This window comes from Alcaligenes sp. GW821-FHT11D07 (assembly GCF_058808495.1).
In genome coordinates this window covers 1604708-1618919 of sequence record NZ_JBXART010000001.1, presented here as the reverse complement: position 1 = coordinate 1618919, position 14212 = coordinate 1604708, and the positions used below count along the sequence as shown (strand labels likewise).

Below are 14212 nucleotides of genomic sequence, written 5' to 3'. Positions count from 1 at the left end.
GCCCGATGCGAATTTGCGTTTTTCTAGTTCACCTGATCAGCCATTTGGTTTTGACTGCAAGGCTAAGGAAAGTCCCGTTATGAGCAATGCCCAAGAAGATTTTTATACGTTGATCGCCAAAGCAGCTGAACCGTATCCGGTGATTCGCGGTCCTGTCGATGAGGGGCAGTTGCCCGCGATGCCTTATTTTGTTTTTTCCTTAACACAGGCACGTCCAGGCCCCAGCCACCATGGACAGGTGAGCGAAGCAGGTGTTCGACGTGTCAGTGCTCATGTTCAGGCCGTCGTTCAGCTGCAGTGCTTTGCCCCCGATAGCTGGAGCCTCTTGGAACGTGTGCAACTGGCGCTGGAGTCCGAGCCACTGCAAGCTTTGAGCGAGGAGCTAAATATCTCGGTCATGCGTGCCTTGCGTTTAGAGCTTGAGCAAGATCAGACGGATCTGGGGCAAGCGCACTGTCGCATGGATTTGGATGTGCTGTACACGGTCAGCATGGATGATGACGTGCAGGTAATTGAGTTTGTAGAAGTGAACCAGGGACCCGTTCCCTTTTGAGCCGCAGAGCAGGCCTTTAAAGGGTCTGATTCTTTCAACGCGTTTTTTATCGCTTTAGCCACCGATCCAGGTGGTTTTTTTCTTTTTTGGAGCCACCCATGGCAAAACTATCTCGGATCGCCAACGTAGATATTGCGTTGCGTACGACTGCAATTAATGAACAATCTTTTTCCGACATGCTGATTTTGGGCAGCCATGTGCTGTCCACGGCGCGGGCTATGAGCATTACTGGTGCTGATGAGCTGCTGGATCTGGGCTTGCTGGATACCGATCCGTTGTATTTGGCCGCTCGTGACGCCTTTGCGCAGATTCCTGCCGTGCGACAAGTGTTTATTGGCCGTCGTCAGGTGGACCAGGTCAAGTTGGCCGTGACTCGTGCGGTGGGCGATGCCCTTTACCGTGTACAGCTGCGCTGGCGTGACGAGCAAGGCCAGCAACTGGATGCTCAAGTTGAATACAAAGCCCTGCAAGCCGATACAGTAGCCGATGTTGCGACGGGTTTGGCAGCGGCGATTGGCCAGACATCTGCACCCGTGACGGCCAACGTCGTAGAGGACACCGTGACACTGGCGAATCAAACGTCAGGCACGGCCTTGGCGGTTCAGCCTCAAGGTAATCTGGCCATGCAAGTTGTGGCTGGCACCGAAACGGTCACCCAGGCGCTGGCGACGATCGCGAACAGTCCCTTTAACTGGTATGGCCTGGTCATTACCAGCCGAGATAAAGAGGACGTTCTGGCTGCCGCTGCCTGGACTGAATCCAACGAGAAACTGTTCGGTACGGCGTCGGCCGATGCAGGCATCATTGATCCGGAGACGACTGATGATTTAGCCAGTCAGTTGCAGGCTCATCAGTACTTCCGCAGCTTTGGTGTCTACAGCGCGACGGCAGCCACCCAATACCCGGAGGCGGCACTGATGTCGTCGATGTTCACCTATTACCCAGGCCAGGAAACCTGGGCGCTGAAAAAACTGGCCGGCATTGCTTATGACGAGTTGACCGAAGGTCAGGCCCTAGTGGCACATGGCAAGAATTTCTCTACTTTCGAGCCGTTCCGCAACTTTGCAGTGACTCAGGGTGGCCTGACGGCTGCGGGCGAGTGGATTGATGTGATTCGCTTGCGCGATGCCCTTGTGGAGCAGATCAAAGTGTCGGTGGTGTCGGCCATGATCAACGCCGATGGCAAGGTGGCCTTTACGGATGACGGCATTCAAATGATTGGCAATGCGATCCGTGCCCCGCTGGATCTGAATGTGCGACGTGGCGGTATTGCTACTGAAGAACTGGATGAAAACGATCGTATCGTGCCCAGCTATACCTTGAGCTTGCCGCGCAGCAGCCAGGTGCCGTTTAACGACAAGGCTAACCGCCTCTTGCGCGACGTGTATTTCACTGCTCGTCTGGCTGGCGCTATTCACGTGTCTGAAATCAAGGGCAGCCTGAGCTACTCCCTTTAATCAGGGCTAGCTTTAACCCTCTTTTGCAATGAACCCGGCCCGGACCTGCGCCGGGCTTTTTTTCTTTTGGAGCCTGAAATGGCATATGAATTGAAAAGCTACGATTCCAAGCAAGTTAAATGTGTCTTGGGTGCTCATACCCTCACGGGCCCTGCTGATGACACTTTCATCAGCATTGAGCCTCTTAGTGAGGGCGTGACCAGCTCAGTGGGCGTGTACGGTGATGTGTCTCGCTCTGTCAATCATGACCCGCGTCATACGATCAAGATCACTCTGCAGCAGACCAGCCGTTCCAATGATGTCTTGTCGTCCTTGTGCGATGTGGACCGCCTGTCGGGTGGGGCAGGTGCCTTCCCAATTCTGATCACGGACCTGCGTGGCAGCACTCTGTTTACCGGCACCGCATGGGTACAGAAAAAGGCGAGTGCGACTTTCGGCAAGGGTATTGGCAACCGCGAATGGACGCTGGAGGCGGTGGGCGGCTTTAACAACGGGGGGAATGATTAATGGCTCGCCCTGTCGAGGTTGTTGTTAACGACACCATCTTTTTGATCACACCCATGGACGCTTTCGAGGCTTTGGAAGTCTTTGGTGATCTGCAAAAAGATCTTTTGCCAGCCATTGGTGAATTGCTGGCTTTGAGCCTGGGTGCAGAATCAGAGCAGGGCGAGGTGTTGATGACGGGGGCCATTGAAAAGCTGTCTGAAAAGCTCAGCGGGCGACAGTTGAAGCATTGGACCGATCGTTTGATCCATGCGGATTCTGTTGCTGTCTCGCTTAATGGTCGAGACATGCGTTTGGATGCAGCAGCACGCGCCATGGCATTCAAGGAGTTCACCGATATTCTGGAACTCTTGTTCCATGTGTTGAAGGTGAATTTCGCCGCCCCTTTAGGGCGTTGGCTCAGCCGTTCTGGTCTGGACCTGAGCCAACTGCCAGCAAGCCCGTTGGGAGCTATCGGCCAGAAATCGAACGAGAGTTTCTAATCTGGCGTCCTGTAATGGCTAGCAAAGTTACCGTCGGCGAAATTCGCCGGCGGGACGTTTTACTGCTGGATTTGATCAAACTAAATCACCTTATGGACGCTGAGGCCGCTGCTCTAGAAGCAGTACGCACGGTGAATAAGTAATGACTAATGCTCGTGAAATTGTCGCAATGATGCGCAGTCCGGTGGACTTGTCCGATTTGAAAGTCTATGCGGAGTCGTATCAGCGCATTCAAAAGGATGCGGTCGATTTTGTGAAAGGACTGAAGCAGTCTATCGAGCAAAGTCGTGCCTTGAATGCGCTGGTACAAACAGCTCAAAATGTGCAGTTGGCTGTGCGTGAGAGCGCACGTGGCTTTCGTGTACCAGTAGGGGGGCGTGCTGTGCTGGGAGAGCCCAGACCAGTCGCGTCCCCACCACCTTCGTTTGGTGTGGAAAAGCAAATCGGCGTTTGGGCGGGGGCCGTCAAAACGGCGGTAGGAAAAAGCTTGGGACTGGATACAGTCAAAGATATTCTCTTGGCCGGAGATGAATTCAATCAGGTTCAGGCACGACTGTCGATAGTGGCCAATGGCGGGCAAGAAAAGCAGCTCATTGATGAACGTCTTAGAACGGACTCTCAGCAGGCCCGTCAGCCATTTTCCAGCAGTGCTGATTTTTTTCTGAATATTCACTCGGTGATGCAAAACCAGGGGAAAACCACTCAGGACAGTTTGGATCTTGTTGAGGCAGCTAACTTGTCGTTGACAGCTAGCGCGGCAGATCCGCAAAAGGCCAGCGTATTTTTGACTCAGTTTGCTCAGGACCTGGTGCAAGGCAGGCTGAGCGGAGAGGGTTTTCAGAATATGTTGGTCAACAATCAGCGCATGCTGATGCACTTGATTAAGGGACTGAATGAAATTAACCCCTCTCTGGGGGTAAGCAGTCAGAACCTGTTCGAGCTTACGCAGCAAGGCCTGATTACTTCGGATCTGATGGGTACTGCTTTGGTGAGCCAGTTGACAATAATGCGCCAGGAAGTCGCCAAGCTACCTGTTTCCTTGTCCAGCTCCTTGACGCAGTTCTCGGACAAGCTGGCCCGGGTGAGTGGCGAGCTGCAGCAGCAGACCGGCATTGTGACGGCCTTGAATGCGGCTTTGAAGATGCTGGGCGATCACCTCAGCAAGATTGTGCATCTGTTGTGGTTGGTCGGGATGGCCTATGGCCTGCGCAAACTGGAGCTGGGCATGGTCGGCCTGTTGGGGAACAGCCAATCCCTGACTCAAAGCTTGCGTGCCCTGGTAGGAGTTGCTGGCGCTTTTGCTCGCGAGCTGTGGGTTGCGGTGCGTCCTTTCTTGCGCTGGATGATCATTGTGGAAGCCATCAGTTTGGTCGTCCAAGATGTCATGGCGTGGTTTCAGGGAGGCGATTCGATACTGGGTTCAATTATTGGTCGTTCCGAACAGTGGCAAGCAGAAATAGATGCTGTCAGTGGGGCTTTGATGTGGGTGAAGGACTTGCTGGGCGGTGGCGCTGACACGCTGGATGACTGGCTGGGTAAATGGGGCGGCATTGCAACGGTAGTAGTAGGCCTGGTTATGTTGATTGGAGGTATTCCGGCACTGATTGTCACCCTGGTTGCCTTGCTACTCAGCTATCGCGAAGAGATCGTCACATTTGCGAAAGAGTTCTGGGATACCTTCGTGCTTGCTGCTGAGCAAACCTGGGTAGAGATCAAAGCTACCTTTACTCGCATGTTTGATTGGTTCGAGGAGCAGTTTGCCAAAGTAGGCGATTTCTTCTCGTCCTTGGTGCCGGAAATTCCCAGCTTGCCGTCTATGGATAGCGTCAAGAATTTTTTAGGATTTGAAGCTCCTGCTCCAGCTGCTAGTAAGCAAGCAGGGGGGCAATATAGCGATAACCGAACCATGACCGTCAATGTGACTACGCAGGATAACCCTGCAGCGATTTCGGCGGCAGTCGGTAAAGGGATGGCGCAGGCCCCGAGTCTAGCTACTCCACGAACAGGAAGCCTGGGTTTCGGGGTTCCAAATGCTGAGGCAGCGCCTTAAGGGCTATTTGCTCTCCTTGACTGTTTCAATGCAGATATACCGCCATGAGGCGGTTTTTTTATGGGTGCTCATCATGGCATTTGTAACCTTGTTGTTTGACCTGGCTGGCAAGCAAAGCATGCTGGGCAGTATTCCACTGGATGCCTTGTTGTCAGAGACCACGGAGCTGTCCTCCAGTGTCAGTCAATACCCTGTTGAGAATGGTTCGGTGATCTCGGACCACATCGCACAAAGTCCAGAAAGCTTGAGTCTGACGGGTGTGATTACGGCGGCCAGCATTTATACCTTCTTCGGTGGCGGGCGATCCAAGCTGATTGCAGCCAAAGATGTACTGCGCCAGATCCATGAACGGCGGCAGCCCATCACTATCGTGACGGGGACAGATATCTATCAGGACTACGCGATGACCAAAGCCAGCATTGCGCGCACAAACGATGGTGAGAAACTGAGCTTGGATTGCAGTTTTCAAAAAATTACGGTGGCTCAGTTGCGTGAAGTCGATATCCCCGCTGACAAAGTCGAGCCATCGGTGCAGGGGAAGGCAGGGCAGACGCGCGCAGCAGGGGGGAAAGTGAGTGATACGACCGCGCCGAGTGTGTCATCAACGGGGCTGCCGGCGCAAACGGGGAGGGCGACATGATTGAAATTGCCTTGGCCGATCAGAACAGCTCGGTAATGGAAGCCAGCTTGGAGGGCGCCAGCTATTTTTTAAGCGTCGATTGGAATAGTGAGGCCCAGATCTGGGTGTTGGGGATACAGGATGCCAAAAGCCGGGACGTGCTCAGTGGCGTAGTGTTGGTCCCCAACACTCCTTTGCTGGATCAATTCAGGCACTTGAAGGTTCCTGCCGGAGAGTTTCTGGTTCATGTTCAAGATGAAAACCTGCAGTTGGGGCGGGAATCGTTCCTGACGAAACAGGCCATTTTTTACTATTTGAGCAGGCAAGAATATGACGCGCTTCGATAGAGTGTACCGGCTTGTCGTAGGGCGTCCAGGCCACAAGGGCATAGAGATCGTGCCGCCCTTGCGCATCAAGTTTGATGTAAGCAAGGACACCAGCGAGACTCCAAACCAGATCAAGATCAGTATCTGGAATTTGAGCCCTCAGACTCGTGAGGCCATCGTCGAGCCGGACAATGTAGCTGCCCTTTACGCGGGCTATGGTCAAGAAAATGGCGCTTTGCTACTGGCTTACGGAACGGTGTTGGAGGGGGCTAGCTCATTTAGTGGTTCAGACATCATTACGGAGCTGGAAGTACTGGATGGCTTTGCGCAGATCCGCGATACGGTAGTTAGTCTGGGCTGTGGACCTGGCGTGCGAGCACGTCTGATTGTGGAAGACATCGCCAAGCAGATGGGCTTACAACTGGTGATGGCTGAAGATGTTCCGGATCGTGTGTGGCAAAACGGCTTTAGCTATTACGGCGCTGCGCGGGTCGCCCTGCACAAGGTGGTTCAAGGAACCGGCTTGGAATACTCCATTCAAAATGGCGAGTTGCAGGTGCTGGCCCGTTGCGGGACAACCCCCCGAAAAGGGGTGGTATTAGCTGCCGATAGCGGTCTGGTGGGCATCCCTGAACGGGTGCGTCAAAGTGCTCGGGAGAAGTCGGCCAGTAAAGATGGCACCGTCAAGCCGGTGGGTTCAGAGCGTCAGCAAGCAGATGGTTGGCGAGTGACTTCTTTGCTATTGCCCAGTTTGAACCCAGGTGATCTGCTTAAGTTGGAAAGCCGCCTGGTGGTTGATTGGTTTCGGGTGGAGAGCCTGAGGCACACGGGTGACTGGGCTGGGTCCGGGCACTGGCAGACTGCGATCGAGCTGGTTGATCGTCAGGTAGCACCCAACGACAAGGATCAATCATGAACCAGTTCATCAACACGGTCTTGTCAGACATCAATGTATGTCTGCCAGGCATTGTTCAAGCCTATGACGGCAAAACAGTAACAGCCCGACCGGCTCTGCCTAAGCAGTTGGCAAACGGACAGGCTTTAGCTCCACCCTTGATCATAGCGGTACCCGTTTGCTGGCCGATTGCCGATGGCGGCCAAGCGATGATCACGGTGCCCTTAAAGCCAGGTGACCCAGTTGTTCTGCACTTTTCTCAACGTAGCCTGGAAAACTGGTTGTCGGGTTCGGATCAAGCTCCTGACGACCCACGGCAATTCGATTTGAGTGATGCTTTCGCAACGCCGGTCATGCGGCCCGGCCCGATTGCTGATACTGAGAATTTGACAATTCAGTATGGTCCGGGATCAATGAAACTGGCGCCAGATGGCAGTTTGACGGTACGCGTGCCTCGCCAGCATGTGATTGCTGAGGAAACTATCTTTGACAGTCCAGTCACCATTAATGGCTTGCTAACCTATACCGCCGGTATGGCTGGTTCGGGAGGTTCTGGCAATTCAATCAGTGTTAGCGGTGGTGCCAGCTTTGATGGCGGCAAGCTTACGCATAACGGAAAGAATATTGGTTCGGACCACCGTCATGGCGGAGTTCAAGCTGGTGGTGGCAATACAGGAGGGCCGGTGTAATGAGCTGGGATCTACAACTTAATGGTCGACATGATCTAGCCTTGTCATCCAAACAGGACTTGGTGCTGATTGGCGGTGCCGACCGTATTCGACAGCAGATTACGGTGACTTTGCTGACGTTTCTGGGTGAGTGGTTCCTGGACCAGACCTGGGGCGTTCCATATTTGGAAAAAATTATGGTCAAGACGCCTAACCGGGCTGAGATCGAAAACATTGTGCGCGCCAAAGTGCGTGCCATACCTGGCGTGACGGTCGTACCCATGGTTCAGATCGAGCTGAATGCAGTCGCCCGTCGTGCCCGGATTACCTTGCCTGATATTCAAACAGACGCGGGCCTGCTTACGGTCGCCGTCACCCAATAGGATCTAAAAACATGGCTGATTACGGTGTAACTCCGGAGGGATTCGTGCGCCCGCGCCTGCCTGAAATCCGGATGGAAATCATAGAGGACTTGCGCCGCAACCTGCGTACGCGAGGTCTGCCCGACGATATTGAAACCCGCCCCGACTCGGTGACGGGGGTGCTGATTGATACCTTTGCCGAGCGCGAGGCTGCGTTGTGGGAGATGGGCGAGGGGGTGTACTACGCCATGTATCCCGGCTCGGCCAGTGGCGCCTCGCTGGATCGTGCTGTGTCGTTTTCGGGGGTGAAACGTTTGAAGGCGGAGCGCAGCCGGGTCTACGTGGTCGCCTATGGGCGGCAAGGAACGCTGATTGCTCAAGGTGCCCAGATTCGCCACCGCAGCACACAAACTATCTGGCAGACGATGCAAGAGATAACAATCGCTGCAGCTGCTGCCGCCGATGTGCGCATTGTGCCTGCAGTTCAATCCTCTGCTACTTATACGGTGACGATAGATGGGGAGCCCTATACCTATCTCAGTGCAGCGGGTGCCACGATTAGCACCGTGTTGGCCGGTTTAGTGGCAGCGTTGTCTCCAAGCGGCCTGCAGGTCTCCAGTGATGGCGCGGCAATTCGTCTTGTGTCTGTGGCTACGGCAGCTGTCAGCATTCAGTTAAGTAGCAATCTGTCTTTGGGCGAGGTGGGTTCACCGGTTCTGGCCGAGACAGTCGACGCTATTGGTGAAGTCACCGAGCCCGGGGATCTGGACTCCATCGTGACCTTGGTGCCTGGTTGGGAGCGGGTCTCTAACTTGCACCAGGGCGCAGTGGGACATCAACGCGAAACGGATGCGCAATTGCGTGCTCGCTATCGTTTGGGGGTTTTTCGATTCGGTGCTGGCACCTTGCCCAGCATTGGTCCAAACGTGCTGAACGAGGTTGCTGGCATTGTGGACATTCGGGTGTTTGATAACACCGGCGATGTGATCGACGCAGCTGGCCGCAAGCCACATAGCGTACATGTGGTGGTGGACGGGGGGATTGATGAGGATATCGCCCAAGCTATCTACCGCTACAAGAGCGGGGGCATTGATACCAATGGGGCTATCACCAAAGTGCTCGATACCGCCGAGGGGCAACAGATTATCCAGTTTGACCGGCCACAGGCTGTGTATGTCTGGGTGCGCGCACTAGTCACGCTGTTACCTGTTGATGAGCAGGCGTTTCCGCCTGATGGGTTTGGGCAGATTGAAAGAGCCATTCTTGCTACGGGTGCCGATCACACCATCGGGCAGGACGTGCGTCATCAACGGTTCTTTTGCCTGATTTACGGCACTAAAGGCATTGCCGAGGTGGACCTGCAACTGGCCCACTCCACAGATCCCAAGTTTGTTCCGCGTGTCAGTGACTACAAAGCCGCGAACATCGAAATTGGTGATGCGCAAAAAGCGGTCTTTGATGCCAGCCGTATTGAGGTGAAGTAATGAACCTTGAACAAAATCATGCTGATGTTGCCTGGGGGCACTTTCTGGACCAATACGGTGGGTCTGCTCGCCTGGAGTCTTTGGTACGTGCCCTGTATGCACCACTCCAGCACCATCAGCTCAAGGCCTTGCATGATGAGCGCTGGCTGGATATCGCAGTCGGCCGCCAGTTGGATGGAGTCGGGGAGATTGTTGGGCAGTCTCGCGAAATCGAAAACTCTGTCTATGTTCAGTTTTTTGGATTCAAGGGGCAGCCAGCCACACTGGGGTTTGGCATTGCCCGCTTCCGACGTGAGCACGAAAGCCAGACATCGGGGGCGACCCAACTGCTCGATGCCGAGTATCGGCGAATTTTGTATTGGAAGATTGCTGTCAACAATGGGCACGGCACGACCCCCGAGATAGCCGCTGCATTAAAGACCATTTTTGAGGTTTCTCAGGTTCGCATTAAGGATGTGGGCAATGCCAAGCTCCACATCTGGATCAGCGCCTTGCCCGGTCCTGATAACCCGTTAATGGCAGACCCCTATCAATGGGTACCGGCCGCGGCTGGGGTGGGTGTCCAAATAATCACGGGTTCCAACGACAAACCGTTTGGCTTTTCCAGTCAAGGCTTTTATGGCTTTGGTGTCGGGATGCTGTCACGGGTGATTTGACAATCAATACGGCCAACAACGCACGCGTGTTGGTAGCCACCGCCTTCGGACGGTCTTTTTATGAGGTGTGAAAATGGCAGTAGTAAATTTCTATTCCGGCTTTGAATACAAGTGGGGCCAGACTGGCGGCATCATTGATCTCCAGGACGATCAATACAAGTTGGGCTGGGCCTTCATTGGCTCGACTCCACCCTCTGTGGAGCAGTTCAACAAGCTTCAACAGCTTAACGATGAAAAGTTCGCCTGGTTGTGGGGGCAGTTCAAACAGGCTGCTGATGCACGCAAGGTGACCATCGGCGCTAATGACCTGCTGGGCCTGAACAAGTTGCTGACGGCAGTGACTCCTGATGCCACCACTGCTAAAAAGGGTTTGGCGGCATTTGCCACAGATGCAGAGGCGGCCGCCCGCACGAGCAAGACAAAAACCCTGACCCCTTTTGGCTTGAGCCTGAATCTTCAGTCCTCAGCTCGAGATACGACTGCAGGGAAAATTCTGACCGTAGGCGCTTTTGGTTTGGGAAGTTCGGGCGCGGATCCTGTCAGTGATGTATGGCCAGCAGAGAATTTGGGTGTTCTGGCTGTCGGTGCGGGCATGTATTACGTGCCTAATGCACAAGGTGCGGCCAGTAACCTGCCAGCGGGCGTTACTAGCCAAGGGGTCGTAGTGCATCGCCAGGCTGGATCGGGTGGCGGTCAGATCTACGCTTCATTTGATGGCGAACTGGCTTGGCGTGGTCGTCGCTCCGGCGAATACGGCGCCTGGAAGCGTGGCCTGGCAGTAGGTGACTATGGCCTGGGCGGTGCTACTGCCGCGCCGCAGTTTGGTCGCGATAGCGTGAACCCCTTTGGCTGGTATTACCAGAATCGAGCGACGACCTGGGGCGGTGGTAGCTTTTTTCTGGACATGCCTTTTGGCACCACGCTTAATGCAGGCTTGCGTTTATCCACCGAACCATACACCGACAATTTTTATCTGAATGGTGGGGTTTCGGGCAAGAAAGAATACCGACCAGCTTGCAAACTGTGGCACGACAAAAACTTTGATCCTGCGACCAAAGCAGATCAGTCGGCCATCATCCCGACTTATGCGACGGCACCTAAAACGAACGTCGGCCCCGTCGTTTACGTAACGGACCGGCAACAGCTTTTGCAGTGGCAAACAATTGGTACGTTTACCGGTTACGCCAGCTTGAACGTAGGCCGATTTGTGTGGGGGACTTCCACAACTGCACGAGTGGATGAAGTAGATGCGATTGGCCAAGTGGTCGCTCCTACAAACGCTCGCTTTTTGGCTCTGGTTGCTTGGGCTGAAGCGAATGGCCACGTGGTCGCTCCGGCGAACTGGAAGAAGGGTGCGTTTGTGTTTGCTAAGGTCTCCGCAGGCAGTTTTCGCTTACCTGATTTACGTGACCAATTTATCCGTGCAACGGGAACTGACGCTGACACTGCAAATGCGAGGGTATTAGGCAGCAGGCAAACTGAAGCTACCCGCATGCATCCAATACAAACTTGGATATCCTCGGGCTTTGACCCAACAGGTGGTGAAACATCCGTTGTCGGTGCGGACGCGGTAGGCTCTCTAGGAGAGTTGTCTAGCTCCATGTTTCCTACTCAAGACCTAGAAACAAGGCCTTTGAATACATCTTTGCACCCACGCATTCAAATCTGAATCCTGGGGTGACGGGCGACGTTTATCGGCCTTGTTTCGGTTCCACTTTTTGTATGTACGGGTCGGGAAGCTCTATTTGACACAAATCTTTGCCTGCATTCCGAGTTGAACAGCAGATCACCGTGTGCATCAAAAAGGTATTGGCTGGCAACATGTGATCGTACGAAGCCAACTGCTGACACTGCCACGAACCGAGCACCCTCGCATTTGCAACAAGGTGGCTACTTGACTGCAAATGCGAGACCCTTGAGCTCAACTCAGACCGACGCGATCAGAAACATCACTGGTGGATATAGCAACGGAAACTGGCGTGATCACGGCGATAGCTGGGGAGGCTCATGGGGCGCTTTGGGATATGCATATGGGCCCGGCTCCTCAAACTCTAGCGGTCTCAATCAGGGAACGACGCTAACATTTGATGCCTCTAAAGTGGTACCGACATCAAATGAGAACCGGCCAGTGAACGTCGCGCTGCACCCACGTATTCAAATCTGAATCCTGGGGAACAATGCGACGTTGACTGGCCTGGTTTCTGCCCCACCAGTAGACGCGGTGGGCAACGTTCCGCCAGGCTCTATGTAGTCGTAGGCATCGACAGGAGAGCCATAAATAAAGTACCGACTGCCGGTGTCACCCTGCGGAGTCGGAGCCAAGTGCGTGTGGGCTTTAAAGTTCTCAATTTGGCTGGTACCTAAACCCCTCGCATTTGCAGTCCCATAGCCACCTATTCATTTTTCTATGCCACTTATGTGGCCAGGAGTTTTTTATGCCTAATTTTCAAACTGATGTTCATGGCATCCTCAATGGTCAGTCGCCTTATGAGGGCAAGGGCTTTGGTGATGTTGCCGTTGCTCCTCCCAGCACTATTCCGGCAGGGCAGGTCGTGCGTTGGGTATCGCGTGTTGATGCTCAGGCTTTGGAGTACGGCGAGCCAGGTACGGGAGAATGGCAAGTGGTTGACGATAACCGTCATCTCTCGCTGTATACCCCAGAGGGCCCTTACACCTTGGGGCAATCGTATTTTGGCGAAATCTTCGATGGGCTTGGCGCTTTGCCCGCCTGGTTGAGTGTTGAGCCCCTACCTGGTGCCGCTCCCACTTTGGATCAGTTGCGTGAACAGCAACTGGCCGTGATCAATGCCGGCTTTGAGCAGGCTGTACTGGGTTTGACCACAGGCTATCCAGCCACCGAGCGTTTGACCTGGCCTCTACAGCAATCTGAGGTGCTGGCTTGGTCTGCGGACTCATCGGTCCCTACGCCTTATCTGGATGGGATTGCCGCGGCACGCGGCATCCCTGCCACAGAAATGCGGCAGAAGGCGCTGACTCAGGTGCATGCGTTTCTCGCAGTGACTCAAGAGTTCATTGGAGTGCGGCAGCGTCTGCGCGATCAGCTGGATGCAGCAGAGACGGCTGAAGCCATTGCGCTGCTGGTTTGGCCTGCTTCAAGCAAGCAGGCGTAGTTGATCTGCTTGGTTTCGGCCCAGTTTGCTGCGCATCAGCTTCTGGGCTAAGTCCCGGCCGCGCGGATGGAAGTACCTCTGAAGCATGCGGGTGTCTCTGTGCCCCGTTACTTTTGCGAGCTCGTGGGCGGGGAAGACATCGGCCAAGCGAGAGGTGGCTTCATGGCGTAGGTCGTGAAATCGCAGGTCAAGAAAGTAGGCACGTACAGGACGGCGACTGTATTGACGACACAGTGCTTCGTAAGCTTTGCGGGCACGCAGGCGGGCGCGGGCAAAGGCTCGGCTGATGGAGCCAGGCGTGACATCAAAAATACGGCCTCGCAGTGGTTTGCCGACTAGCCATTTACGTAAGGCATCGCGCGCAAAGGGCGTTAGTGGGACATAGCGGCTATCCCCGTTCTTGGTGTCTTGCAAAGTGATGACACCATGAGTCAGATCGATTTGCTCACGCGTCAACGTCACGATCTCCGAACGACGCATGCCTGTTTCTACAGCCAGAGCTGCCACCGTAGGCAGGCAGCTGGAACGGGTGTGCTTCAAGATCCATTCGATCTCTGAGCGCGGACACTCTTCAGGGCTGAGACCATAAAGACGGATCTGGTTGAACAGGCGGCGATCACGAGCATCGTTGACTGCCGGACGCCGTATTAGCTGGACCGGGTTGGCCAGCCAGTTATAGCCCCAGTCTTTGCGGGCTACGGTGTACAGATGTGATAGCAGTGCCATCCGACGGTTGACCGTTGCGGGTGCGCGGTCTTGCATCCACTCGTCTCGAATTCGTTGCAAGTCCAGGGGCGTGATGCGGGCCAGATTGCGATTTGCAAGCAGTGTACTGCTCCAGGCGCGTGTCAAGGATCGCTCTTGATAAGCAGATTTCTTGAGCGATGACACCTCATTCAGATATCGCTCCAGGGCTTCTGCCAGAGAAGGGCAGAATCGGGACAAGCGGCGCTGGCGGGTGGCATTCATAAGTAAATCTGTCTTGTAGGCGATCTGCTTGGCTAGTTCAACTGTGCTTTTTTACA

Annotated in this window: 15 protein-coding genes; 14 read left to right on the top strand and 1 reads right to left on the bottom strand. The window is 54.4% G+C overall.

Annotated elements, in window-relative coordinates:
- The first annotated feature begins 79 nt into the window (after positions 1–79).
- The 14 genes from AC1RSM_RS07475 to AC1RSM_RS07410 all read left to right on the top strand — a co-directional run bounded on the left by AC1RSM_RS07475 (position 80) and on the right by AC1RSM_RS07410 (position 13187).
- Positions 80–553, top strand: a complete 474-nt coding sequence (locus AC1RSM_RS07475; protein ID WP_492930976.1) for a phage neck terminator protein — start codon at positions 80–82, stop codon at positions 551–553.
- Between the two features lie 98 nt (positions 554–651).
- A complete protein-coding gene (locus AC1RSM_RS07470) occupies positions 652–2010 on the top strand; it encodes a DUF3383 family protein (RefSeq protein WP_492930974.1) in 1359 nt (452 codons plus the stop codon).
- Positions 2011–2088: 78 nt separating this feature from the next.
- Positions 2089–2517: a phage structural protein gene (locus AC1RSM_RS07465; protein WP_492930972.1), complete on the top strand. Its 429-nt coding sequence runs from the start codon at positions 2089–2091 to the stop codon at positions 2515–2517.
- Positions 2517–2996, top strand: a complete 480-nt coding sequence (locus tag AC1RSM_RS07460; RefSeq protein WP_492930970.1) for a phage tail assembly chaperone — start codon at positions 2517–2519, stop codon at positions 2994–2996. Before AC1RSM_RS07465 ends, AC1RSM_RS07460 begins: the two co-directional genes overlap by 1 nt.
- A gap of 142 nt (positions 2997–3138) precedes the next feature.
- Positions 3139–5046 (top strand): tape measure protein, encoded by a 1908-nt coding sequence (locus tag AC1RSM_RS07455; RefSeq protein WP_492930968.1) that lies wholly within the window; start codon positions 3139–3141, stop codon positions 5044–5046.
- 73 nt (positions 5047–5119) lie between these two features.
- Positions 5120–5686, top strand: coding sequence for a phage baseplate protein (locus AC1RSM_RS07450; RefSeq protein WP_492930966.1), 567 nt, complete (start codon positions 5120–5122; stop codon positions 5684–5686).
- Entirely contained in the window at positions 5683–6012 is a 330-nt protein-coding gene (locus AC1RSM_RS07445; RefSeq protein ID WP_492930964.1) for a phage baseplate plug family protein, read from the top strand. The genes AC1RSM_RS07450 and AC1RSM_RS07445 overlap by 4 nt, the downstream gene beginning before the upstream one ends.
- Positions 5996–6907, top strand: coding sequence for a phage protein (locus AC1RSM_RS07440; RefSeq protein ID WP_492930962.1), 912 nt, complete (start codon positions 5996–5998; stop codon positions 6905–6907). Before AC1RSM_RS07445 ends, AC1RSM_RS07440 begins: the two co-directional genes overlap by 17 nt.
- The gene (locus AC1RSM_RS07435) at positions 6904–7575 is read left to right on the top strand and encodes a Gp138 family membrane-puncturing spike protein (protein ID WP_492930960.1); all 672 of its coding nucleotides are present in this window, start codon (positions 6904–6906) and stop codon (positions 7573–7575) included. Before AC1RSM_RS07440 ends, AC1RSM_RS07435 begins: the two co-directional genes overlap by 4 nt.
- Positions 7575–7937, top strand: coding sequence for a contractile injection system sheath initiator (locus AC1RSM_RS07430; RefSeq protein ID WP_492930958.1), 363 nt, complete (start codon positions 7575–7577; stop codon positions 7935–7937). Before AC1RSM_RS07435 ends, AC1RSM_RS07430 begins: the two co-directional genes overlap by 1 nt.
- Before the next feature lie 11 nt (positions 7938–7948).
- Positions 7949–9400: a hypothetical protein gene (locus tag AC1RSM_RS07425; protein ID WP_492930956.1), complete on the top strand. Its 1452-nt coding sequence runs from the start codon at positions 7949–7951 to the stop codon at positions 9398–9400.
- Positions 9400–10056, top strand: a complete 657-nt coding sequence (locus AC1RSM_RS07420) for a baseplate wedge 1 family protein (protein WP_492930954.1) — start codon at positions 9400–9402, stop codon at positions 10054–10056. Before AC1RSM_RS07425 ends, AC1RSM_RS07420 begins: the two co-directional genes overlap by 1 nt.
- A 73-nt stretch (positions 10057–10129) precedes the next feature.
- Positions 10130–11725 (top strand): hypothetical protein, encoded by a 1596-nt coding sequence (locus AC1RSM_RS07415; protein WP_492930952.1) that lies wholly within the window; start codon positions 10130–10132, stop codon positions 11723–11725.
- 766 nt (positions 11726–12491) lie between these two features.
- Positions 12492–13187, top strand: coding sequence for a hypothetical protein (locus AC1RSM_RS07410; protein ID WP_492930950.1), 696 nt, complete (start codon positions 12492–12494; stop codon positions 13185–13187).
- On the opposite strand, the gene AC1RSM_RS07405 is transcribed toward AC1RSM_RS07410, so the two are convergent.
- Positions 13170–14156, bottom strand: coding sequence for a tyrosine-type recombinase/integrase (locus tag AC1RSM_RS07405; protein ID WP_492930948.1), 987 nt, complete (start codon positions 14154–14156; stop codon positions 13170–13172). The two genes, AC1RSM_RS07410 and AC1RSM_RS07405, sit on opposite strands and share 18 nt — an antisense overlap.
- Positions 14157–14212: the final 56 nt, after the last annotated feature.